This is a genomic window from Paenibacillus taichungensis, from assembly GCF_003287275.1.
GTDB classification, from domain to species: Bacteria; Bacillota; Bacilli; order Paenibacillales; family Paenibacillaceae; genus Paenibacillus; species Paenibacillus taichungensis_A.
In genome coordinates, this window is the sequence record NZ_QEVW01000006.1 from 108350 (window position 1) to 133180 (window position 24831).

20 protein-coding genes are annotated in these 24831 nt (G+C 48.4%); 9 read left to right on the forward strand and 11 right to left on the reverse strand.

Going from position 1 to position 24831, the window contains the following annotated elements:
- Positions 1-363: 363 nt before the first annotated feature.
- From DC345_RS09835 to DC345_RS32335, 3 genes are all read left to right on the forward strand, one after another.
- Complete coding sequence (locus DC345_RS09835; RefSeq protein WP_309304324.1) at positions 364-2532, forward strand: methyl-accepting chemotaxis protein; 2169 nt, start codon at positions 364-366, stop codon at positions 2530-2532.
- 119 nt (positions 2533-2651) lie between these two features.
- Positions 2652-3653, forward strand: a complete 1002-nt coding sequence (gene moaA / locus DC345_RS09840) for a GTP 3',8-cyclase MoaA (RefSeq protein ID WP_113052939.1) — start codon at positions 2652-2654, stop codon at positions 3651-3653.
- Between the two features lie 323 nt (positions 3654-3976).
- Positions 3977-4813, forward strand: coding sequence for a methyl-accepting chemotaxis protein (locus DC345_RS32335; RefSeq protein WP_113052940.1), 837 nt, complete (start codon positions 3977-3979; stop codon positions 4811-4813).
- Positions 4814-4900: 87 nt separating this feature from the next.
- On the opposite strand, the gene DC345_RS09850 is transcribed toward DC345_RS32335, so the two are convergent.
- Positions 4901-5509: a LysE/ArgO family amino acid transporter gene (locus DC345_RS09850; protein WP_113052941.1), complete on the reverse strand. Its 609-nt coding sequence runs from the start codon at positions 5507-5509 to the stop codon at positions 4901-4903.
- A 157-nt stretch (positions 5510-5666) separates the two neighbouring features.
- Here DC345_RS09850 and DC345_RS09855 point away from each other — a divergent pair, with 157 nt between their 5' ends.
- Positions 5667-7154, forward strand: coding sequence for an aminotransferase-like domain-containing protein (locus DC345_RS09855; RefSeq protein WP_113052942.1), 1488 nt, complete (start codon positions 5667-5669; stop codon positions 7152-7154).
- A gap of 113 nt (positions 7155-7267) precedes the next feature.
- Here DC345_RS09855 and DC345_RS09860 read toward each other — a convergent pair whose 3' ends face one another.
- From DC345_RS09860 to DC345_RS09885, 6 genes are all read right to left on the reverse strand, one after another.
- Positions 7268-8095 carry a carbohydrate ABC transporter permease gene (locus DC345_RS09860; protein ID WP_076287550.1) on the reverse strand — a complete coding sequence of 276 codons (828 nt, stop codon included), beginning with the start codon at positions 8093-8095 and terminating at the stop codon, positions 7268-7270.
- Positions 8092-8976, reverse strand: coding sequence for a carbohydrate ABC transporter permease (locus DC345_RS09865; RefSeq protein ID WP_064641854.1), 885 nt, complete (start codon positions 8974-8976; stop codon positions 8092-8094). Before DC345_RS09865 ends, DC345_RS09860 begins: the two co-directional genes overlap by 4 nt.
- A gap of 78 nt (positions 8977-9054) precedes the next feature.
- The gene (locus DC345_RS09870) at positions 9055-10335 is read right to left on the reverse strand and encodes an ABC transporter substrate-binding protein (RefSeq protein WP_113052943.1); all 1281 of its coding nucleotides are present in this window, start codon (positions 10333-10335) and stop codon (positions 9055-9057) included.
- A gap of 144 nt (positions 10336-10479) precedes the next feature.
- A complete protein-coding gene (locus DC345_RS09875; protein WP_113052944.1) occupies positions 10480-11580 on the reverse strand; it encodes a response regulator in 1101 nt (366 codons plus the stop codon).
- A complete protein-coding gene (locus DC345_RS09880) occupies positions 11577-13367 on the reverse strand; it encodes a sensor histidine kinase (protein WP_113052945.1) in 1791 nt (596 codons plus the stop codon). The genes DC345_RS09875 and DC345_RS09880 overlap by 4 nt, the downstream gene beginning before the upstream one ends.
- Before the next feature lie 130 nt (positions 13368-13497).
- On the reverse strand, positions 13498-15501 hold the full coding sequence (locus tag DC345_RS09885; protein WP_113052946.1) for a beta-galactosidase: 2004 nt from the start codon (positions 15499-15501) through the stop codon (positions 13498-13500).
- A gap of 246 nt (positions 15502-15747) precedes the next feature.
- Here DC345_RS09885 and DC345_RS09890 point away from each other — a divergent pair, with 246 nt between their 5' ends.
- Positions 15748-16722 (forward strand): AraC family transcriptional regulator, encoded by a 975-nt coding sequence (locus DC345_RS09890; protein ID WP_113052947.1) that lies wholly within the window; start codon positions 15748-15750, stop codon positions 16720-16722.
- 30 nt (positions 16723-16752) lie between these two features.
- Here the strand turns inward: DC345_RS09890 and mobA are convergent, their stop codons facing one another.
- A complete protein-coding gene (mobA, locus tag DC345_RS09895; RefSeq protein WP_258530634.1) occupies positions 16753-17361 on the reverse strand; it encodes a molybdenum cofactor guanylyltransferase in 609 nt (202 codons plus the stop codon).
- Between the two features lie 81 nt (positions 17362-17442).
- Here mobA and DC345_RS09900 point away from each other — a divergent pair, with 81 nt between their 5' ends.
- Entirely contained in the window at positions 17443-18684 is a 1242-nt protein-coding gene (locus tag DC345_RS09900; protein ID WP_397333654.1) for an MFS transporter, read from the forward strand.
- 393 nt (positions 18685-19077) lie between these two features.
- Here DC345_RS09900 and DC345_RS09905 read toward each other — a convergent pair whose 3' ends face one another.
- Positions 19078-20811 (reverse strand): glutamine--tRNA ligase/YqeY domain fusion protein, encoded by a 1734-nt coding sequence (locus DC345_RS09905; protein ID WP_113053336.1) that lies wholly within the window; start codon positions 20809-20811, stop codon positions 19078-19080.
- A gap of 190 nt (positions 20812-21001) precedes the next feature.
- Here DC345_RS09905 and DC345_RS09910 point away from each other — a divergent pair, with 190 nt between their 5' ends.
- Together DC345_RS09910 and DC345_RS09915 are read left to right on the forward strand one after the other, a co-directional pair.
- Positions 21002-21259, forward strand: a complete 258-nt coding sequence (locus tag DC345_RS09910; protein ID WP_090808970.1) for a DUF2164 domain-containing protein — start codon at positions 21002-21004, stop codon at positions 21257-21259.
- A gap of 31 nt (positions 21260-21290) precedes the next feature.
- The gene (locus tag DC345_RS09915) at positions 21291-21839 is read left to right on the forward strand and encodes a GNAT family N-acetyltransferase (protein ID WP_076287542.1); all 549 of its coding nucleotides are present in this window, start codon (positions 21291-21293) and stop codon (positions 21837-21839) included.
- A gap of 179 nt (positions 21840-22018) precedes the next feature.
- Here the strand turns inward: DC345_RS09915 and DC345_RS09920 are convergent, their stop codons facing one another.
- Together DC345_RS09920 and DC345_RS09925 are read right to left on the reverse strand one after the other, a co-directional pair.
- On the reverse strand, positions 22019-22807 hold the full coding sequence (locus DC345_RS09920) for an SDR family oxidoreductase (RefSeq protein ID WP_113052949.1): 789 nt from the start codon (positions 22805-22807) through the stop codon (positions 22019-22021).
- A 24-nt stretch (positions 22808-22831) separates the two neighbouring features.
- Entirely contained in the window at positions 22832-23335 is a 504-nt protein-coding gene (locus DC345_RS09925; RefSeq protein ID WP_113052950.1) for a GNAT family N-acetyltransferase, read from the reverse strand.
- 238 nt (positions 23336-23573) lie between these two features.
- Here DC345_RS09925 and DC345_RS09930 point away from each other — a divergent pair, with 238 nt between their 5' ends.
- Positions 23574-24737 carry a methyltransferase domain-containing protein gene (locus DC345_RS09930; RefSeq protein WP_113052951.1) on the forward strand — a complete coding sequence of 388 codons (1164 nt, stop codon included), beginning with the start codon at positions 23574-23576 and terminating at the stop codon, positions 24735-24737.
- The last annotated feature ends 94 nt before the right edge of the window (positions 24738-24831 follow it).

Sequence of the window (24831 nt, forward strand, 5' to 3'; positions counted from 1 at the left end):
TCACTCACACAGAACTCTTGTAATATTCAAATAAAGGCGCATAATCATTTGTATTTATTGATTAAATATTCGGAAAATATGACATATACCCTCGTATTCTTGGTGATTTTCTTGTATAAACATTGATAACAGCATTTTCGCAAAATGCTCATATAGAAGGACGTGAAATCTCGCCCCGATACGGTGTCTGGTTCTGGGATCATGAAGGCGGTGTCATTGATTCCCGTCCACCACCCATAGTGGCTGGATAATCGCGTTTCCGAACAGTCTCGCAAAAGATTTTCAAAATCAGAAATCGGGGTGGTCCGTATGTTTGATTGGCTGGGATGGAGAAAAGGGTGGCCGCTGTGGCGGTCGTATCGGTTGAATGCAAATATTAAGCAAGATGTAGAAGAAATATTTGAGGGGATCGCCGAGACCCGGCGGCAGCTTTTGATGGATTGGGCCGAAGAGCAGTGGAATCATCTGGATCGATTGCTTCAGCAAATACGGACCGTTCATCCGCAGGGTGTACTGCAAAGTACGGAAGATGTACAAGGATTGGAGGTATGGTTCGCAGCAAGTTATGTACGCGCTACGGATAGTACTGAGCTTTTTATGCTGAACGAGCAAAACCAGGTTGTATTTTCTACATATAAGAAACATATTGGACAAGTCTACGAAGATGGAAATGATTTGATAGGACCAGGATTGAGGCATACCCAAGCGGATATCAACGGACAAAAGTGTCTGTTTGGACCTTATTCTGATCCGCTCACACTAGAAATTGGACCACGTTCTTCCACTTTTCACGATGATGTAACCTTGATTTTTATCGAACCCATCATGGAAAACGGCCGTTACATCGGTTCCCTGTGCAGTCGCGTGCCTAATGATGTATTGGGCGATCTGATCCAACGTGAATCAGGCCACATCTACCCCGATTCCGGGGATAATTATCTTTTTATGGCTGAATCAAGACTGCGGCCCACGCTTCAACCCGGGACTGCCCTGTCCCGCAGCCGCTTCGAGGATCTTACATTCACTCATGGGGAGAATCTGAAAGACGGCGTAACCACCGAATGGGGCGTTGTATCTGTTAAAGAACATACCGAATTGGAACTGATGTTTACCGATCCTTCCACCAACGAACTGCATCCTGGTGTAGCGAATACCATTCGCAATGGCTCCAATCTGTTTGTGGCTTTTCCGGGTTATTCAGACTATCGTCATATATCAGTTATTGGTAAAGGCATCACGTTCCAACTTCCCCACTGTCCGGATCTGTGGGGCATGATGTGTGAAGGTGATCTGGAGGAAGTGTATCGGATACGCAGCATTGGCTGGCGCCAATTCAAGCAGCACAGCTTGTACATCCTGTTGTCGGGCATTGCGGGAGCGGCACTTGTATATGCGCTGACTGGAAGTGCATGGAGCGCAGCAGCTATCGCTACCTTTAATATCATCTATGGATTCCTGACTGCAAGCCAGCTGCAACGAAAACATGTTCAACGGGTCCATGAGGATTTACGCCGCATTAGCCGATTTATTCGAATTAACGCCGAAGGCAAAGGGGATCTGACCCAGCGTCTGGATACGTCGGCTTTTGCCCAGGATGAATCAGGTGAGCTGGCGAAATGGATTAATAATATGATCGACTCTCTTGAAGGAATTATGCTCAAGGTACAGCTTGCCACCGTGGATGTGATGAACAACCAGCACCAGATGCGGGCGTCAACGGAAACTACACATGGAACAACCGAACGTGTAAATCTCAAACTCGGCTCCATGATTCAGGGGATACGCAAGCAGCTAGAGGACCTGGATCAGGCCAAAGTAGCCGCCGACGAAATGCGCCTCACCTTACAGCAGCTTGAAGTGTCCGCCACAGAGCAGATTGACGTTGCGCGTCAGGAAGTGGAGCGTATCGGAGACAAAATGACTCAGATTTCTGGAGCAGTGTCCGACACCAACCATACGATTCTATCTTTTATGTCGACCATGCAGGACATCTACCGTGCACTTGCTGTCATTGATGAAATTTCGGCACAAACCAACCTGCTCGCACTGAATGCTTCCATAGAAGCAGCCCATGTTGGCGAACACGGACGTGGATTTGCCGTCGTTGCCGGTGAAATCCGCAAACTTGCCGAACTATCCCGTTCCTCCACGGAAGATATTCATCAGATTCTGGATAATATCTCTGTAGCGGCAGGAGCAGCCTCACAATCCATCAAGGAAGGCGATCAGGTGCTGGCTGAAGGCACCACCCTTGTTCAGGCTGCTTCGCGTTTGCTCCAAAGTGCGACGGCTGAAGAGCCCCAAAGAACACAGGTTGTAGATCAGGTCGTGGTATTGATGGAGAATATCGCAGCCATCAGCCACAAAAACCGTTCCACGTCTTCGGAGGTGGAAGCTGAGATGGTCGAGCTTATTAACGACATGCTGCACGTTCAGCATTCATCGCACAATGTAGAAGCCATCACGGTCTTCTTGCAACAGCTTGTCGGACAATTTCAACTGACCCCTTCCGATAAAAACGTAATTATCTGACGTCATCATTGACGCGGATTGGAGAAATAGCTAAAATTTGATGCAACTGTTGGTTTAGATATTGTCGGTTCATCTCATATAGAAGCTTTCCAATCTGAATCAATGAAAGGGTGGTCTGCATGGAAATGCTCCAGGATTCTTTTGGCAGAATACATGACTACATCCGTATTTCTGTTACGGACCGCTGTAATTTGCGTTGTGTGTACTGTATGCCCGAAGAAGGCATGGAATTTGCCCCGCATGACCAAATTATGAGCTACGAGGAAATCGCACAGGTGCTCAAAGTGCTGGCTCCAATGGGAATGCGCAAAGTCCGTCTGACCGGAGGCGAGCCTCTGGTACGGAAAGATCTGCATCAACTCGTAAGTATGATCTCGGCCATTGACGGGATTGAAGATATTGCGTTAACTACCAATGCATTGTTGCTGGACAAACAGGCCCAGGCCCTGAAAGATGCTGGACTGAACCGGATTAATATTAGTCTGGATTCCCTGCAGGCGAGCCGGTTCTCCATGATTACTCGCGGCGGGGATGTAAATAAGGTGCTAAAAGGCATTGAAGCCGCCACGGCAGTTGGACTTGCTCCGATCAAGCTGAATGTCGTCTTAATGAAGGGCATCAATGATGATGAGATCAAAGATTTCATTGCCATGACCATAGATCAGCCATTACATGTGCGCTTCATTGAATATATGCCGATTGGGCAGGCTTCAGATTCATGGCGCAAATCGTATTTGCCGCTGGAAGCAGTCACGGACGTATGCGCGGAGGCTGGCTGGACGGTGGAAAATACGACAGGTCCGGCAGGTAATGGTCCATCACGAAACATGAAGATTGCCGGTTCACAAGGGACATTCGGATTGATCCATCCGGTCAGTGATCACTTCTGTGATAACTGCAACCGACTCCGCCTGACAGCAGACGGGCATATCAAAGCTTGTCTGTACTGGTCGGATGAATACAATGTTCGCCGCTTCGTAGATGCCCCCGATGCTATGGCAGCTCTCTTCCTCAAGGCCCTTGGCACCAAACCGAAGAATCACGAAATGGCGCTGGCCCTAGAGCAAAAAATGCAAAGTCATACACCGACGGTACGACGGATGTCCCAGATTGGTGGTTAGAAAAGCGTGATCCGGCGGGTAACACATCCATATGTATGTGCATCAGCGCAGGCAGATATAACAAATGTACGCACCCGATATACTTCACAAAATACAGCCATTATCAATGTACTAAAAGCTGCTGAGGTCAGATGATCCTCAGCAGCTTTTTTTTCATATATTTTTCTTTTGTCTAACCTTTTTGATCCATTTTCCTGATTCCAAAATTAAAATAAAATTATTCTGCCATTTGCCCTATTTAGGCCTTCAAGAATCCAGCAATTCTGACGATGAATATACAATACATCACGATAATACGCACACATATATAGGAGTTGATCCAATTGAATATTGTTGAAGCACTTGTTGCAGCAAGCCCGTATTTTAAAATCATGCTCAAGGAAAATGATTTGATGATTACTGTTACCGATATGGAACAGTTCCGGTATTACGTTCGGAGCGAAGATTTGGATCTCGGTATCAAGGCTGGAGATCCGATCTCGCTTGAAGATCCTACACTACGCCGGGCACTTATCCATGGTGAGACTTCAGCCAATCGTATTGAAGCGCATCATTACGGGACTCCCATTAACTCTGCGGCTACCCCGCTTCGAGATGAAGCAGGCCAGATCGTAGGCGCATTGGCCATTGGATTTTCACTCAAAAACGAGGAAAAACTGGAGCACTTCACCGACTTGATCGGAGAAATCAGCGGTAAGTTAACCGATATGGTTCAGACTGTAGCTGCTCAGTCTCAGCAACTGACCGCTTCATCTTCACAGATTTTGGACAACACACGGATGGCGGTGCAAAACTCCAGTGAAGTCACCAAAGTGGCTTCATTTATTCGTGAAATTTCGGAGCAGACGAACCTGCTAGGCCTGAATGCTGCCATTGAGGCAGCTCGAGCAGGAGAAGCAGGCGCTGGCTTTGGCGTTGTTGCTACCGAAGTACGCAAATTATCCACCGGAACCAAAGAAGCTACAGTGAACATTGAACAGTCTTTGAAGGAAGTACAGCATTCCATTCGTCAGATGGAAGAGGAGATTACATCCATCGCCCAATCCAGCAACCAGCAGGCCGAACTCGTCACCGAGTTCAGCGAGGTGATTGATCAACTGAACAACGCATCTCAGGATCTCAAAGCTTTCATTGAATCCATGCTATTGAAGGCAGAATAATATAGAGTACTCATTTGGCGCATTAAGTATATGGCCAGCATATAAACAATCCCCACACGTTTAATGTGAGGGGATTCTTTTCTATTTTTACGAGAGGATCAGCTTCCACAACATCATGCACGCCATTCCGACCATGACTACAGCGGACAACCGATTAAAGAAAACACTGACCCGGCCTGTACGATCTGTTCTACCTACCAGCCTGCCAGCACCTGCCAGTCCCAGAAACCATACCCATGATACCACTGCCGCCGTTATTGCAAAATAAAAGCGTGCCACCCCTTCGTATTGAAGTGAACTGGTGCCGATTACGGCTACCGTGTCCAGCAAGGCATGCGGGTTAAGCAAGGAAACGGAAGCAGCAAAGGCGATCTGTCTTCCCGCAGACAGTACTGCTGCTGAACTGTTCGCAGGCCCGGATGACCTCCATATGCTCCATGCCATATAGAGCAAAAACACACTCCCTCCTGCATACAATACATTCGCCAGAAGCGGCCATTGCAGCAAAATGAGGGACACCCCTCCGACGGCTGCTCCAATCAACAACGTATCACTGAGTCCTGCGGTTACTATAGCTGGCAGCGCCCGTGCATAACTTCGCTGAGTCATGCCCTGATTAAAAATAAACACATTTTGTACACCAAGTGGCAAAATCAGACCAAACGCCAGCACCACCGCGTGAATAATTACACCCATCGTTCATCCCCCTTAGATATGTCTCCATAGTAGTAGAGATAACGTCAGGCGTAACCAACCACTTGGATGGCATCGGACCCAACCAAATGATATAGTGTTCAAAATAAGAGAACACGTAAATCCCATCACTCATTCTATAAGGGAGGCAAATCTACCCATGAATCGTTCCGATTCTCGACAAGGGGGCAGCTGGAAGCCGGACCCCTCCCATTCCCTACCTCTGTACCGACAGATTGAAGTCTATATCAGCGAGAAAATTACAGCCGGGGAATGGACCGCAGGATATCGGCTTCCTTCCCAACGAACATTGGCTCAATCCATGGGTGTGAACCGCAGCACGCTGGTCACTGCACTGGAAAATCTGGCCGCAGCAGGCATGATTGAAGGCAGACATGGAGGCGGAACATATGTCTGTGGCTCTGGCTGGCATGCGCTGGCTCACGGAGCCCTGCCCAACTGGGAAGAAGCCATCGAAGAAGGCTGGTATTATCCCAATCTGCCAGAGGTACAGCAGATTAACCGGGCCGAGTTCCAGCCAGGCATCATCAGGCTTGGTACAGGTGAGCTTGCCCCTGAACTGATGCCCCAGGAGGCTTTTAACGACATCCTCCTTGCTCTATCCAGTCATTCTCGTACACTAAACTACCTCGAACCTCAGGGTAGTCTGGAGCTCCGTCAGGCTTTGTCCGTTTACTTGCAAGCAAGTGGCATCCAAGCCTCCCCTGACTCCATTCTGATCGTATCCGGCTCTCTCCAGGCACTGCACCTTATCTCGGTCGGGCTTCTGCCCCGCGGATCGGCGGTCCTGCTGGAGAAACCATCTTATCTGTACTCCATTCATGCATTCCAATCCGCCGGATTGAAAATGAGCGGCATTCCGATGGATGCCGAAGGATTACACACTCCGCGTCTGGAAGATGCCGTACAGAATAATGCAAACAGGGACAGCATCTCGCTGCTCTACACGATTCCGAGCTTCCACAACCCTACCGGCTCCGTCATGAGTGACAGCCGCCGGGAAGAACTGCTCGCCACAGCACGGAACACCGGCATCTCCATATTGGAAGATGCCGCCTACAGCGACCTGTGGCTGGACAAGCCCCCGCCGCCATCGCTGAAGGCGCGTGATAAAGATGGACGGGTGCTGCATATGGGCACCTTGTCCAAGGCGGTCAGCCCCGGCCTGCGCCTCGGCTGGCTGGTTGGGCCGGAGCCGGTCATCCGTCGCCTCGCAGACATCAAGATGCAGACGGATTATGGCACCAGCTCCCTCGCTCAGGAGGCTGCAGCACTCTGGTTTGCCGATGGATACCATGAGCAGCATATGGATCGCCTGCGGCCAGAACTGCGCAGACGCAGAGACTTTATGCTAGATCTTCTGCAACGCGATTTCAGTGAACTCGCCGAGTGGAGCGTACCTGCCGGAGGATTTTATATCTGGCTCCGATTTACCGCCAGTCCTCTATCCATTCGCGAACTGTTCCATGCCTGTCTGGAGAAACATGTGCTGATCCATCCGGGGTATCTCTATGACCGTCTGGATGCAGAGCACATTCGTCTGTCCTATGCCTATGCTTCAACGGATGAGATGGAGCGTGGTCTTCACTTGCTGGCACAGGCAGTCAAAAAGCTGATGACATCATGAAATGAAAAACCGCCTTGATCGGAAGGAATGAATGACATCCCTCAGATCAAAGCGGTTCTTTTGAGTTTTTGTATTAATAAGACAGAAACATCTAGATCGCAAGCAGGTTTTCCTTACCCTTTTACCGCCCCTTCTGCAATGCCCTCCATGATGAACTTTTGGAAGAACGCATAGATGAGAACTACTGGAATCGCGGTAAGTACAAGGGAGGACAAAATCAACGGCCATTCCTTATTGTACTCGCCAAACAGCATGTTCGTGGACAGAATTAGTGTATAGCGATTCACATCCGTCAGCATGAGCAGCGGCAGCAGGAAGTCGTTCCAGATCCACAGGAAGTCCAAGATGGCGATGGTGACCGTAATTGGCAGCAACAATGGGAAGATAATCTGAAAGAACGTCTGGAACTCATTACATCCATCCATCTGTGCCGACTCTTCCAATTCACGCGGGATGGACTTAACAAACCCGTGATAGAGGAAGATGGCCATGTTTACACCAAGTCCAATATAGATGAGGGCCAATCCGTATGTGCTTCCTTGGACGTGAAGTCCTTTGGCAACCCGTGTCAGCGGAATCATGATCGAGTGAAAAGGAACGAGCATGGATGCCACGAACAGGAAGAAGATCAGGTTGCTCAATCTGCCTGAAGTACGCGACAGCTTGTATCCGGCCAATGAAGCGCAGAATACGATACCGCCAATCCCCAGGAAGGATACAATCGCCGAGTTCAAAGAGCTGCCCAGCAGGTTGATTTTGTGAAATGCATCCGAGTAGTTTTCCCAATGAAATGTCGTTGGGAGAGCTATAAAGGACTGGAACATTTCGCCTTGTGTTTTGAATGAGTTCACAATCGCCATGTAGATAGGCAGCATTGCGACGAGGGAGCCCAGCACCAGCAGCAGTCGAATCAGGTAGCTGTTAATTCGTTGCATCCTCATGCTTCCACCTCTTTCTTCTTCATCACCGTAATCTGAATTAGCGTGAAGATGAGCACGATGACGAATAACACAACCGACTTGGCACTGGCATATCCGTATCTAAAATTGTTGGAGAATGCCTCTTCATAGATATTCATCGTAATGACCTGAGTGGCTCTGCCTGGACCGCCACCTGTCAGACCGTACACAACTTCAAATACTTTGAAGGCACCGTTCAGTGTCAGGAAGAAACAGATTGTTACGGCATGCGTAATCATCGGCAATACGACATTACGCAGTACCTGGAACGCGTTGGCCCCATCAATAACAGCCGCTTCCTTCAGACTCTTCGGCACACCCTGGAGTGCAGCCAGATAGATGATCATCATATATCCCACACCATTCCAGAGCGATACGATCAGGATGGAGTAGAATGAAAATTTCGGATCACCCAGCCACTGTTGGTCCAAGAAGGAGACCGCCAACTTCTCGGCCAGCTGCGGCAGCACCTGAGAGAAGATGAATGTCCACATAAAGGCGCTGATGATTGTACTGATCATGTTCGGCATGAAAAACAGGGTCCGGAATAACCCCTTGCTGCGCGTCCGTGTCTCAATAAACACGGCGAGCAGCAAGGCAATTCCATTTTGCAGAATCAGCATAAACACCACATATTTTAACGTGAACCACAGGGAATTCAGAAAGTCGGGATCTTCCTTGAACAGCTCCACGAAGTTCCCCAGACCGATAAAACTGTAATCCCGGTTCAGACCATTCCAGTCCGTCAAGCTGTAGAACAAGCCACTAAATGTGGGATACAGCAGGAAAATGGCATAGATGACAAAGGCAGGCGCAGTGAACGCTAGCAGCGACAGATACTTCTTGAATACATTCGTAGCCATTGGTTCTCCCCCTTTTCACTATAAGCAGACTCGCGGAAACGGGGGAACGAAGACCGTTCTGCCAGCCGTTTCATCTGCTTACTTGTTGACTTTGTTGTAGGATTTCCACGCCTTGTCGAGCGCATCAATCACCTGCTGCTGATCCAGTTGTCCGGAGTAGTAACCTTGCAGCGCTTTGCCTGATTCATCCTTAACGGCTTGAGGAATGGATGGATCTTGATACGCTTTGCCTTCATTAACATATTTCAGGGCATCGTCTACCCAAGGGAAACTTTTGAAGTCATGAATTTTGGCAACCGGATTGAATTTTAGTGCTTCATAGAATGCACTTGAATCCTTGTCATCGAGAACATAGTTCACGAAATCGAGTGCCACTTCCTTGTTTTTGCTGGATGAAGATACGGCCAGTGAAGTCGATGTACTCAGGTTGATTTTGGTATCATCCGGGTTGTCATTGATTGGCAGTGGAGCTACGCCAAAGTTGATATCCGGATTGGATTTCAGAATGGTTTCTGCAAACCAAGGTCCTTGAATCCACATGGCTGCTTTGCCCGTTGCAAAGGCTGCTGAACCATCATCGCCGCCCACTTCAAGTGCTTTCTCCGTACCATTGGCATTGACGAGATCGAAGATGTCGAACAAGGCTTTCATATCTGAGAAGGAACCTTGATCCTGATTCATCTTATCCAAGAAGTCTTTATGTTCTGACTGAGTCAGTGCACCTACAGTAAGTGGCAGGAACAGTTGTGGAATCCATGCCTCTTTGTAGGACAGTTCAAACGGTGTGATGTTGGCTGCTTTCAGCTTTTCCACGACCGCTTTCATTTCCGTCAAAGTGGTAGGTACCTCTAGCCCCTGTTCTTTGAAAATATCCTTATTGTACAGGTATCCCCAAGATAACGTTTCCAAAGGAACGGCCACGACTTTACCCGACGCATCCGTTACTGAAGGCTTAACGGAATCCAGTAATTTATCGACAAAAGGTTGACCCGAGAGGTCTTCCAGATAACCCGCTTTGCTGAACGGTGGAATTTCATTGACCGCATGAAGTGCGAACACATCCGGTGCATCATTGGAGGCAAGTCGTGTTTTCAGAATCTGCGGCGCATTATCTGCTGGCGGCATCTCCAGTTGTACGTTGACTTCAATATTCTTTTCGGCTTTCTCCTTGGCTTTGAACTGTTCTATATATTTATCGTAATGTTCTTTCAGCCGCGGCTGTGCAATGAATACTTTGAGGGACACCGTACTGCCCGATGCAGTTCCCTCTTCCTTACCATCCGTACCCGCATTGGAACCGCAGCCTGCGAGCAGAACACTCACAAGTACCGCACTTGCTACGCTTTTCCATACTTTCATCTCTTATGACCTCCCGGTGTAACTGGTTTGTCTTTCATAGGATCATTATATATCACGAAATGAAAGCGCTTCATTGGACATTATTAGACTCGTTTATTGGATTATTTTAAACCTTAATCCAATAGTAAACTCTCTGTGAATGAATTATTTAGGGCTGTTACCTGATATTCGAGGTTGTCCCTTTCTCATCTCTCCAGGCGAAACCCCGAAGTGTTTCTTGAACACCCGGTAAAAGTACGATACATCCTCATAACCCGTCATCTCGGCAATATGTTTGAATGGAATCTGATCATCGAGCACCCATTCTTTGGCTCTTGCCATGCGTAATTGGACAATATAGTCGGTCACATTCACGCCGTATTCTTTTTTGAACACCTTGCTGAGATATTCTTTGCTGACAAAAAAGATCTGGGCAAGCTGCTCCAGCGTAATCATCTCCATGCAATGCTGCTCGATGTATTGCTTCACCTCATCCAAGTTCAGCTTGTTTTTGAATTTGCGCTGCGCAATCAGCTGCTCCAACGAAGTATAATAAGGCGCTGATATCCAGTTCACTGCCGATGTGATGGACGCCAGAGCAGTTGGCGGCGGGAGTACAGCTGCTACAGGTTGCTCGCATAAGCCGTTGGAAACACACAGCTCGCCCAATAGCGTCTGCAGTTCGTATGCGATCCGCCCCAGCTGCTGCGGTCTTCGGATATCACTGGTATCAAGTCTGTGCTCCAACTGCCCGAACAGCTCATGCAATCCCTGAACGTTCAAGTCGTTAAAACGTAAGCGCGCCTGCTGCTGAAACAACGAGAATTCGCCAGAAAAAACCGATGGATAAGGTTCCCAGGACTCCGGCCCGGACTCGGTCTTTTCCAATTCACGTTTACACTTGGCCAGAACGTTATTCAATTCATCGGGATTTACCGGCTTGAGCAGATAATCGGCGGCACGGTGACGAATCGCATGTTTCGCATAATTGAAATCATCATATCCACTAACCACAATCACTTTGATATGCGGATATTGTGCACTTAGCGTCTGGAGCAGTTCTACCCCGTCTTTACCCGGCATACGCATGTCTGTAATGATAATATGGGGCTGATGCTGCTCGACCAACCGGATCGCCTCTCCGCCATCCTCTGCCTCACCTGCTACCACCATGCCAAGCTCATCCCACGTGCCCAAATTGCGCAAAATATCTCTGTTCCATGGCTCGTCGTCCACTAATAGCACTCTATAATGATCCTTGTTCACGTGATCTCGCCTCCTGTATGGCAAGGAATTCGAACAGTGACACTGGTTCCCTGTCCTTCCCCACTCTCCATGTTCATACCGTATGCAGGCCCAAAGTGCATCACGATGCGTGATGCGGCATTGACCAGGCCGATGCTTGTCCCCGAGCTCCATACTCTGTCTCCTTGCTGGGACAGCTTGGACAATCTCGATTGCATCTCGGCCAACCTCTCTTGATCCATACGCACCCCATTATCGGAAATACGGATGGTTACCTCACGATCTAGTCGGACAACTTGAATGTTCAATTTCCATTCTCCCTGCTTTTTCTCCAAACCATGGACAAATGCATTCTCCACAATCGGTTGCAGGGACAGCTTGGGAATGTAGCAGTCACTCAGCCCGCCTTCAACCTCCAGTTTATATTCAAGTCTGCTGCCAAAACGCTGCTTCTGAATGAGCATATAATGCTCCAACTGGTCCAATTCGGACTGCAATGGCACGAGTCCATCCGGCGCTCTGACAATATAACGAAACATCTCACTTAATGCACGAATAACTTTATAACTGTCTGCCGGCTTCTGCGAGTACACCATACCTCCGATCATCTGCAGCGTATTTTGCAGAAAATGGGGGTGAATCTGAGACTGAAGCGCTTTGAGCTCGGCCGTCTGTTTCTCCAGATTCATGAGATAGTTATCCCGGATATGCTCTCGAATGCGGCTTGCCATACCATGCAGATTTTTCTCCAACAGGCCAATCTCATCCACTCGACCACTGCGCACCACTTCCTTGTCCTTGATCAACTGGATTCCCTTCATGGAATTCGCCAGTCTGACAATCGGCTTGGATGTTCGCCAAGCCACAAATGCTGCCAACAATACCGAAACTACGGTAGCCAGCCCACCCACAACAAGACCATATTTCATCGTTTCCATTGCACTCTCATTGATGACATGGGAAGGTACAATTTTGATCAGACGCATCCCTGACGGATCAATGGCATGATAGAATACATATTCCTTGGCTGTTCGAATGAAACCGGAACCATCCTTTGTAGCTGCAAGCTTTTCCAGTGCCTCTGCTGAAGGCTGTATCTCCTTGTTTGGCTGATAGACCGGACTTCCCGTACTATCCGCGATATACACCGCATAATCCCCCCGGCTGTCCAGCAATTCCAGCGTCTGATTGAATTCGGCCCACTTGACTTCCAGACTGATCGCGCCGATCTGCGCCTGATCCTCAAAACGGTTCATACTGCGGGTCATATGGAACTTCTCCGGATCATTCGGATCATTAATTATCGTAAAGTCCTTATGCTGCTTAAAAAGTTCATGGTATGCCGCAGGAATGTCCGGGACCGATCGAATTCGGCTTTCCATTGAGTTGAAGGTGAACAGCGTATCCAGTTCCTTCAGGTATAATTCCACGCCAAATACATAGTTACCAGCCGAATAATATACACTGTTCAGCATATTGAACACAGCCTTCTGCTCATCGAATCGACTGGCAGCGGGAGCATCCTGATTCAATGCCAAATACTGATGCAGCTCATCGCTGATCTGAATGGAATAAATGAGATTGTTCATCCTAGCGAATTGCTCACCCAAATAGATGGAGGCCCAATTCATATTCGCACGGTTGGTCTCCATGATCTCTTCTTCCATGGAAGAACGGGTATTTTCGGCTGCTACAACCGTCATGGCAATGACGGGCAGAATGGCCAGAAACGTCATGGTGAGGATTAATTTGTTGCGAATGCTGCGTTTGAACGGATCAGTAAGCTTCCGATATAATTCGGTAAACACGAGGCATCCACTCCTGAGCTATGAGCTAAAATAAGATAAACGCCCCAGCATGAAGCCGAGGGCGCTTTGGTCTTGGTATTCTTTTTATAATCATTGAAAACAGACTTGTCAATTCATTTATGATTTCCCATTATTGCTCAATAATGCAGAACCCCCATGGTTCAAGCACCATATTCTGCCCTCCGGTCACCGCTATTCCTGCCAGAAGTTCCGTTCCGTCTCCGTAGGCATTAACGAACGAAGTCGCCTGATCAGAGTAATTAAAGAAATACCGAATCGTCCTCCCTTGATCATTCACTCCGCTCTTCACGATGATTGGAAAAGCCAATTCCTGATCGGTTCCCCACAGCCCGGCTTCCTTCATGACACGCTCCAACACGTTGCGGATCACCGCGGAACTGGTATAACATCCAACGTACGTTGCTTTGCCCTTGCCATAGGTATTCTGGGTAATTGCCGCATATTCTCCCCAGTGAGGATGATCGTACCAGGCCAGCACTTCTGCCGTTGTTGGTGTGATCAGTTCCATCCAGGTGTGAATCTGATTCTGTTCCTCTCCAACCTCGAACGGATCATCTCGAAGCGACACATTTTTCGGCTCAACGAACAGGTTGTAACTGATGCCACAAGCCTCACTGATCAGTCCAGGCTGGCGGGTAGAGCGGACCTTAATATGCTCATTGGCGAATCCGCTCTTGAAGGAGTACACGACATGCCCACCATCCTGTACAAATTGGTTCAGCCTCTCAAGCAAGACATCGGAAGCCGCGTACAAAGCAGGCACAACGATCACATCATAGCCTTCATAACTCTCCACAGACGGATCAATCAGATCACAGCCCATGTTCATTTTGTATAATTCGTCATACATCCAGCGGATAACGTCGTTGTATTTTTTGTCACTCGTAAAGTTAAATCCGAACCACTTGATCGACGTCAACGCCTCATTGCTGAACAGCACGGCTACCCGATTCGTTTTCTTCAAATTCACCAGTTGCGGGCTAAGTCTGGCAAAATCCCGACCGATCGTTTTGGCCTCGTTGTACACCGGATTTGGTTCAAAATCATGACTCAGCAATCCTTTCCAATACGTCTCGAACGAATTATGCAAGGAGTGCCAGTGCCAATAGGCGACCATGTTTGCTCCGGAGGCCAGGTGGCTAAACGCCTGAAGGCGAAGCTGCCCCGGATAGGGAACCCAATGCCAGAAAGCCTGCGCTTCCGTCTCCAGTACAAGATAGTTCGATTGTTTGGTGGAACGTGCCACGTCACCGCCGAATGAAATCTCAATGCCGGTCAGATCATCCTGTGACGGATGGTAGATGTCCACACTGGTGATGTCAAAAGGTTTGGAAGCGGCAAAATGATCCACATCCCCCTGAATGCCGTACGAGTATCCACGCCAGTCGAAGTCAAAGTTTTGGGTGACAAACTGCCCCTCCTGTTTGTACTCATTTACAATTCCCACCTGCCACGCCAGAAAGTTGGTTACCAGTTGACGCTGGAATTTGGCAAATTCAGCTCCAAGACTGCCGTTGATTGTACCGACAACTGACGGGAAGTCTTCCCAGCTATTGATGCGGTTACTCCAGTAATCTAGCCCAAATTCCTTATTCAGATCATCCAATGAGCTGAACTTGTTACGCATATATTTGACGAATTGTAATTGTACGTTATCACCGGCAGTATTGTAATGCTTCGTTTCGTTATCCGTCTGATAGCCAATCACGGCAGGGTGTTGGCTGACACGGGAGATCAGCTTGCGAATGATGCGCTCCGCATAAAACAGGTACGTCGGATGTGTGATATCCATGATCTGCCGCGCCCCATATTTCCCTGTTCCCTGTGCCGTTGTTGCCAGAACATCCGGGTGTTCCTTGACCATCCATGTCGGAACAGCATACGTAGGGGTACCCACAATAACCTGAATGCTCGCCGCATGCATGGCATCCAGTACACGATCTACTGAGGAAAAGTCGAATACACCATTCTGTGGTTCATGCGTACTCCAGGTGGATTCCGCAATCCGCACCACGTTAATGCCTGCATCTTTCATCATCTGAATATCCTTGTCCAATCGCTCATAAGGCATATATTCGTCATAGTAGGCTACCCCGTACAATAACTTGTCCATGTTAAAATCCCCTTTTCATCCGGTAGTATGAAGCTCTTGGCATTTATACAAAATGGAATGACTCAATTGATAAATGATAACGTTTACATTATTATCTATTGAAGTACACTAAACACTTAGCTATCCGTCGAACGCTCTCCTGTTCTACGATTTTTAATGTTAGCGTTAAACTGATTATAATGAAGTATACTATGAGTGCCGATTGTACAAGGCGAGTTGTTTTTACCCTTTTCCGAGGTGAATGTCATGGATATCCGATCGCAGCTTCGAGAAATGCCACATCATACATTAGCTCACTGGCTGCCTATTATCGACTGTAACATTAAATTCTATGGAGCGCACAGCCAACAAGTTCCATACGGTTGGGCGATGCCGGAGGAATCCCATCCGGGCTTTGAAATTATGCTGATTATAAAGGGGACCCAGGAGAGTGTAATTCACGGGTATACCTATACGGTTGAGGAAGGTTCGATTCTGCTGATTCCACCCGGATTCAAACATACAAACCAATGTGTATCATCAGAGGGCATGACGTATTTCAGTGCTCATTTCAATGTGGATGATCCCGTATTCACCTTGAAGCTGATGTCACATCACAGTCGAATCTATGAGGCTGGCACCACAGATAACATGCAAATGCGCCCTGTCCTGGAGAACTGGATGAACATGATCCGAACATCGGAGGCATACACTTCCACAGACAAATTTATCATGCAGGCACGCATGTTTGAATTGTTTGCCCTGCTGTCCCAGGCGGCTGATCGTGAACCACTGCCTACCCGATCGGATGCATCGCCTAATGCTCCAGCTCCCGCAGCCATGCATTATGCAGGGGCCATCGCAGAAGCCATCAAACAGGCATTCCATACACAGCTCCGAATTAAAGAGGGCAATGTATCCACTGTCAAAGTGGAGCAGATCATATCCTCATTTGGCATCAGTCCGGGATATGGGCTGCAGATCTTCCGCAAGGTGTACGGACAATCTCCACGGTCCTACCTGTCCAGCCTGAAACTGCAGGAAGCCAAAGTGCTGATCGAACAGCCAAAGCTCTCTTTGGGGGAAATTGCATGGAAGCTGGGCTACACCCATCTGTCACACTTCAGTCGGCAATTCAAACGATGGACTGGCCAGAGTCCACTTCAATATCGCAACTCCGTTCAGGATCTATCCAATGAATCGGGTCCAGTGGACCAGAGTTGGGAGACCGAATCGGACTAAAAAGTATGAGATGATGAATGAAGTGATAGGTCAAGGGCCGTATGATCGGTTACGAATATGCTTATACTCTTCCGGAGTATTCATATTACTAAGTTGAATAGCCACATCATGGACGCCAGCGCTTTCCAGCTCATCCACATCGACATATCGGCAGCCGATCTCTTCAAGCCATTGGGTTACCTTCAGTCTGTTATCTATTAAGCGCTGCTCCAGTTCAGGGAGAACACGTCTATGATATGCACCTGCAAGCGGATGAACACGCCCTGCCAATCGTGGAACGATCGCATGATGCTCTTGACCTGATTCGGCGAGCCACTTCATGCCTTTGAAAAAGGATGGCTCTAGCAGCGGCATATCACAGGCGCAGATGAGGTTCCAGTCTGTCTCTGAGGCTTGCAGCGCGGCTTGCAGCCCTGCGAGCGGCCCTTTTCCGGGGTAATCATCCTGAACCCTGTCGTAGGGCAATGCGGTGTATGCAGCCGTGTTGTTTCCTGTGGAAAGGATAATGCGATGTACTGCTGGTGCCATCGCTTGAATGATCTGCTCCAGCACGCTGGAATCATTCCATTCCAATAATGCTTTGTTGAAGCCCATACGGCGGGATAAACCTCCTGCCAGTATAATACCTGTCCATTCCATCTTGCTCACGGTAACCCTCCTCGTTCAATAAACGTATTCTATACATTGAATACCCTTTCAACAAATGATACATTGAAGAATATGATTCTGAAAGGAATGGCTCTATTGGATAGATATGCACCCGGAAGAGGCAATCCCTCTTTGGTTTCGCTGAAACTATATAACTTTTTCATTTATGGAGCCATTTCAATCTTCGCCGGTTTTCTTCAGTTGTATTTGCAGGAAATCGGAATGACCAAATTGGAGATTGGCAGTCTCATGGCGATTGGTCCGTTTGTATCCTTGTTCGCTAATCCGTTCTGGGGCTTCTGGAGCGATAAATCACGCAATATTCGTATTATTCTGATGATGATGATGGGTGGCACCTTTGTGCTTGCTCAGGCCGTATTCTATGCGCCTACGTATGCCTGGATTTATGCAGCCATGATCTTTTTTTATTTTTTCCAAAGTCCGTTGTTTGCCCAAACCAACAGCCTAATTCTCGGTTATATCGATGGTACGAATCAGAAATTTGGTACGTTTCGGCTCTGGGGATCGCTGGGCTGGGCTCTAACCGCTGTGGCTGCCGGACCGCTGATTGACCGTCTGGGAGCAGGCAGTGTATCGATTGTCTTTGCCTTCATGATTGTCATTGCTTTTGTCTTTGCGTTGTTTCTACCCAGACAGCCGATCGCTTCAGATACACCTGTAGTGAGCTTTCGACGTTTTGGCAGGGTGATGTTCAATCCGTACTTTATGATCTTTATCGGGCTTGGGGTGCTCGTTTCCGTACCCAACGCCATGAACAGTACATTTATGTCATTATACATTGTGGAAATGGGTGGCGATAAACAGATGGTTGGCTGGGCCATCTTCACATCATCCATCCTTGAAGTGGGTGTATTCTTGCTCCTGGACCGTTTTCTCAAACGTAAAATGGGCATGCTTCTCTCATCGCTCATCCTGATCAGTCTGCTATTCGCCATCCGCTGGCAGCTCATGGCCTTAGCGAACAACCCGTTAGAGATTGTGTTCATTCAGCTCATGCACTCCATTACGTTCGGCGGGTATTTCTATGTAGGGACCCAACTGACGATGCTGTTCATTCCAAGGCCGTACCGTTCCTCTGGTCAGGCCGTGTATACGATGGCCTGGGGCGGCCTCTCTGGTGTCATTGCCGGTCTGTTCGGTGGCTGGCTGTTCCAGAGCTTTGGTGCTGAGGTCATGTATAACATCGGGGTATTCTTCTCCCTGATCGGTGCTGTTGGCTTTGCAATCATGTGGTTCTCAAATCGCCGCAATGGCTATCAGCCAACAGTGCTGACGGAAATGGGTGAAAGGTAATCTTTTGTTGAGGTTAGGTTGAACCTTTCAAGATTTACACTGGAGCACTATGAGGACAGAACAATCTTTCGATCGCTGTTATCCCCGGATTTTTTTGGATTCCCTTATTTAAAGGGTAAAATCCAGGGATAAAGGCGAACGCTACGCTTCTCCAGCTTTGTTCTGTCCTCTCCGTTATGGTGTAAATAACAAAGTTCAAATAATCAAACAAAAGATTAAGAATAGTAGTAATAAAGAGAAAAGCGTCTCCAATGGCTTATTGCCCTGGAGACGCCTTTTACGTGTATAGATTTAAGTTTATAGATTTAGGTTTACAGCTTAGGAATAAACCCTAGCTTGTAGCCTTAACCTTAAAGCTTTGACCTTTAACTTTGCCTACCTCTGTACTTCACCTTATGCTTTTGGCAGTTGGAACGAGCTCTTCAGGGATACGACCCGGTTAAATACCGGACGGCCTGGCTCGGAATGCTTCGGATCAACGCTGAAGTAACCGTGACGGAAGAACTGGAATTTATCCTGTGCTTTCGCTTCCTTCATCTCTTGCTCCACAAACCCTTGAACGACTTCAAGAGAGTTTGGATTCAATTGATCCAGGAACGTTTTCTCCGGCTGCTCTTCCACAACCTCAGCGCCTGCCACAGCCACTTCTGGCTCGGTATCGGCTTCCGGTGCTTCTGCGGAGATCAGAGGTTCATACAGACGGAATTCAGCAGGTACCGCTTGAGTCGCTTCTACCCAGTGGATTGTACCTTTAACTTTACGGCCAGTGAAACCACTGCCGCTCTTCGTTTCTACATCATAGGTACAATGGATTTCAGTTACATTGCCTTCTGCATCTTTAATCACATCGTTACATTTGATGAAATACGCATGTTTCAGACGAACTTCGTTACCAGGGAACAAACGGAAATATTTGTTCGGTGGATTTTCCATGAAATCGTCTTGTTCAATATAGATCTCACGGGAGAACGGAATTTGGCGATTGCCCATCTCCGGGTTCTCCACATTGTTCTCTGCTTCGAGCCATTCCACTTGCCCTTCAGGGTAGTTGGTAATGACCACTTTGAGCGGGTGCAGGACAGCCATCGTGCGCGGAGCTTTCAATTTCAGATCTTCACGTACAAAGTGCTCCAGCGTTTGCAGGTCGATGACGCCTTGGCTTTTGGAAATACCTGTTTCGAATACGAAATCACGAATCGCTTCCGGTGTATATCCCCGGCGGCGCAGACCCGAAATCGTTGGCATGCGCGGATCATCCCATCCATCCACATGGCCTTCATCCACGAGCAGTTTCAGCTTCCGTTTACTTGTCACCATTTGCGACAGGTTCAGGCGGCCAAACTCATATTGATGTGGTTGGTTCTCCATCTCACATTCGGCAATAACCCAATCATAGAATGGACGTTGATCCTCAAACTCCAGGGAGCAGAGGGAGTGGGTTACTCCTTCAATGGCATCTTCAAGTGGATGTGCGAATGCGTACATCGGATAGATGCACCATTTGTCACCCGTATTATGATGATGTGCATGAGCAATACGGTAAATGACCGGATCACGCAGGTTGATATTCGGTGAAGCCATATCAATCTTGGCACGCAGCACTTTCTCACCGTTCTGGAACTCGCCCGCACGCATCCGTGTGAACAGGTCCAGATTCTCTTCTACAGTGCGATCACGATATGGGCTGTTCTTGCCCGGCTCGGTGAGCGTTCCACGCATAGCACGGATTTCGTCGGCGCTTTGGTCGTCGATGTAAGCTTTGCCTTTTTGGATCAGCAAGACCGCGCGGCTGTACATTTCATCAAAATAATCAGAAGCAAAACGTTTCTCGCTCCACTCATATCCGAGCCATTTCACGTCTTCTTGAATTGATTGGACATACTCTACATCTTCCTTGACCGGATTCGTGTCATCGAAGCGCAGATTTGTTTTGCCGCCAAATTCGCCACCCAGTGCAAAGTTAATCCAGATCGCTTTGGCATGGCCGATATGCAGATAACCGTTCGGTTCCGGAGGAAAACGGGTAATGACTTCCTGGACTTTCCCTGACCGGAGATCTTCGGTAATAATATTTTTGATAAAGTTAGGTGGGGTTGTACGATTGTCCACAGGTATCAAACCTTTCATGAATTGATTGGAACTTTCAGCATTTACAATGCGTTTCATCTAAATATACCTTTAACGAGGGACGAGTTCAATAAATAACGGCACCAAAGTCATGACGGGCTGCACACAAGATAGGCCCAAAACCATTTTGACGGGTTCGCACGAATCATGTAGCATGATAGAAAAACAGAATTTAAGGGAGGGTTTCCCATTGAACGCGCTAAAACTGTCCAAAGAACAACAGGATGAAGCCATACGTACCATCCAGTCGTATTTCGAAGAGGAACGCGGCGAAGAACTGGGCGATCTGGCAGCTTGGGGTGTGCTGGATCTTTTCATGACCCAGTTGGCTCCCTTCATATATAATCAGGCACTGGGGGACGCCCGTACTACGGTGAACCAACGCATGGCCTCGATGGAAGAAGACCTGTTTGCATTGGAGCGTAAGCTACCGAAGAATTCCCGATAAACCATTATTTCAAAGAAAGAAGGTTGCACTCATGTTTACCTATTCATTGGATGAATATACCGAACTCCGTCCACTTGCCATGGAGCACACCAAACCGTTGTTCGAACTCACGGATCGCTCGCGGGATCAGTTGAGGCATTGGTTACCGTGGGTGGACAACGTAACCGAGATTGAGCATACTTCGAATTTTATCAGCAATGCATTGAAACAGGGCGCGGACAATGGCGGTTTCACCGCAGGTGTCTGGCTGAAAGGCGATCTTGCAGGCATCATTGGCTTCCACGAAATCAACTGGACCAACCGCTCGGTAAGCATCGGATACTGGCTTGGCAAAGGTTTTGAAGGTCAAGGCTTGATGACCAGCGCATGCCGCGTTCTGGTTGACTACGCTCTCGTCACCCTGGATCTGAACCGTGTCGAGATTCGTTCAGCAACCAACAACAAGCGGAGCCGGGCCATCCCTGAACGGCTAGGATTCGTCCTTGAAGGCGTTATTCGCCAGGCTGAGAAACTGCCTAAGGGCTATGTTAACCATGCGGTGTATGGCATGTTGCAGCATGAATGGGAACTTTTGCGCTAAATTAGACTTACATAATTCAAATGGTTGAAGGACTATTTCCTACGAAATATGTTCCTCATAATGGCATACATCAACGCTTAAAGCCCCTCCTACTCCACAACACGTGGAGAATAAGGAGGGGCTTATCTTATTTGCGCATTTATGCATCCATATAACTTCAAATCTCTATATCCGACTTCTTAGAGCGCACGTACCATGCCACCATCCACCACAAGGGATGTACCTGTAATGTACGTATTTGCTCCTGATAAGAGGAACACAACTGCTTTGGCAAACTCCTCGGGTTGACCATAACGTCCCAGTGGAATTTCCTTACGGAATTGTTCGGCAACCTCTTCCTCACTTATTCCGCTCTGCTCTGCACGCGCAGCGTCCAGTTCATGTATCCGATCCGTTCCAATTCTACCCGGTGCAACCGTATTGATCAGAATGCCGTATGGCGCGAGTTCCTGTGACAAGGTTTTGGCCAATCCGAACACACCCGTACGGAACGTATTGGACAGAATCAGGCCGGGGATCGGCTGCTTGACAGAAGTAGAGGCAATGTTCACGATATGTCCGCCGTACTCCTTCATGTAAGGAAGCGCACCACGAATCAGTCTGACATAGCTAAGTACATTTAATTCAAATGCGCGTTCCCAATCTTCATCGGTCAATGATTCGAATGTTCCTGAAGGCGGGCCACCTGAATTGTTCACCAAAATATCAATCTGCCCAAATTCTTCGCCTGTCTTGCGAATCAGGGCATCGATATCTCCCTTGCTTGTCACATCGGTTGCACAATATTCGATACGTCCGCCACCACCGAGCGCCAGCAGCTCCTGTTTCACCGCTGCGAGCTTCTCTTTGCTCCGGCTGGCGAGCATGACATCAGCGCCTTCTGCCGCCAATTGAGCGGCTACCGCTTTGCCCAGTCCTCGACTGGATGCAAGCACCAGTGCCTTTTTACCCCGAAGTCCCATGTCCATTGTTGTTCCTCCTTCTACTCTGTTCTATCCTTTGGGCTGGATGAAATAACTCATAAGAATATCGTCCACATATTTGCCTGCAATATAAAATTCCGACACCAGTCTGCCTTCCGTCACAAATCCGCACTGTGTATAAAAAGCAATCGCCCCTGGATTGCTGGATAACACCCGCAACCTAAGCTTGATGATGCCTTGTTCAAAGGCATGCTGCTTCATGGCATCCATCAGAGCTGTGGCAATGCCACAGCGCCGATCATGGGGATGAACAGCGATATTAATCTCGTATACATGGCGGTTCACAGGCATTCCTGTCGGCAGATAAAAGCCTACATAACCACATACCCGCTCTCCCTGAACGGCAATCAGCTGACTGCCTGGAGGACAATGCTGCAAATATTGTTGTCTGGATCGCCACTGAAACGGGGCCGGAGAGGTATGCTTATCCCATACCAATGCATCCAGTTCCATCAGTTGGGCAGCATCCTTGATCTCGGATGGCCGAATGGTATACGTATGGCTGATAAGCATAAAAATTCAACCTTTCGTGCAATAGTCGATAACCCTGCGCACAGCAGCGTTAGAAAAAATGTCTTATACCTTACTCATTTCAACATTTTGCAATTGAATACGATGCAAAATGCTCCTTTGCGTTATATTGTAGCATAGCCTCAGACTTGACTAAAATTTCACTCGGTGGAAAGAAATGAACACTTAACCTTGTCGTAACGTCATCGTTTATACTGAACTGATAAAGGAGGTGCACGTGATGAACATAAAAGAAGCCGCGGACAGACTCGGCATATCGGCGAGAGCCATTCGCTTCTATGAGGAAAAAGGACTGATCTCCCCCGTCAAACAGACAAGCAACGGATATCGTACATATACCGAGAATGACATCTGGCGGCTGCAGACCATTGCAGCCCTGCGCGAAATCGGGATGTCGCTTCAGGATATCACCCAAGCACTCGGAGAGATTGACCAGGGCAATCAGCAGCGGCTGGAAGAATATCTGGAGCTGCAGCAGGCGGTCATGTATGCCCAATGGGTTGAGCTAAAGCGCATGCTGGATACAACCCAGCGCATGATTGATCTCAACCGCCAGGACGGACCACTGGATGTCAGCCATCTGCATGATCTTGCAGATAGTTCGCGCCGCCTTAGGGAAGCTCGGCAGAACTGGCACGACCGCTGGAACTACGATATGCAAGCAGCCATCCACGATCAGCGCGTACAGGCGGCGAATGGTCGTCTGCCAGGACAAATTGCCTCAAATGTCAGCATTGAATCGGGACCTGGAGCCATACAGGCAATGGTTGAGTCGGATCGAGAAGGCAGGCCAGATCATAAAGGTGATCCGTTCAATATATATGACAACTATGACGAGGCGCTGGAGCAGACAGCAAGCTGGATATCTCCTGTGCCTGGCGAAAAAGGGCTTGATATCGGTACAGGCACGGGGAATCTGGCAGGCAAACTGTTAGAGCACGGCGCAGCGATGACCGCCATCGATCAATCTAGGGAGATGCTGCGTACATGCCGCACCAAATATCCAGAGATGCATGTGAAGCTTGGCAACTTTCTGGCGTTGCCTTTCGCCGACCAGTCCTTCGATTTTGTCGTATCCAGCTTCGCCTTCCATCATTTGAGCCCAGACCAGCAGCAGTTGGCGCTACAGGAAATGCAGCGAGTGTTAACTGCACGTGGACGGATCTGCCTGACAGACCTGATGTTTGCTGATGCATCTCACCGTCAGACGTATATCCAACAGGCTGAGGCAGCAGGTCATGAGGAACAGTTACAAACGATAAGGGAACGTCATTTCCCGCTGCTGGACGGCCTGTGCGGCTCGCTGGAGGACGCAGGCTACGTGACAAAGCATATACGCCATAATGCGCTTCTGCACACGTTGCTGGCCGTTCCATTGCGTTAGAATGATCATCGTATCGTAACAGAGGCCTCTAACCTACCAATAAATCTTCTCAAATAAAAAAAGGTCACCCTGCCTGTTAAGGAGGATGACCTTC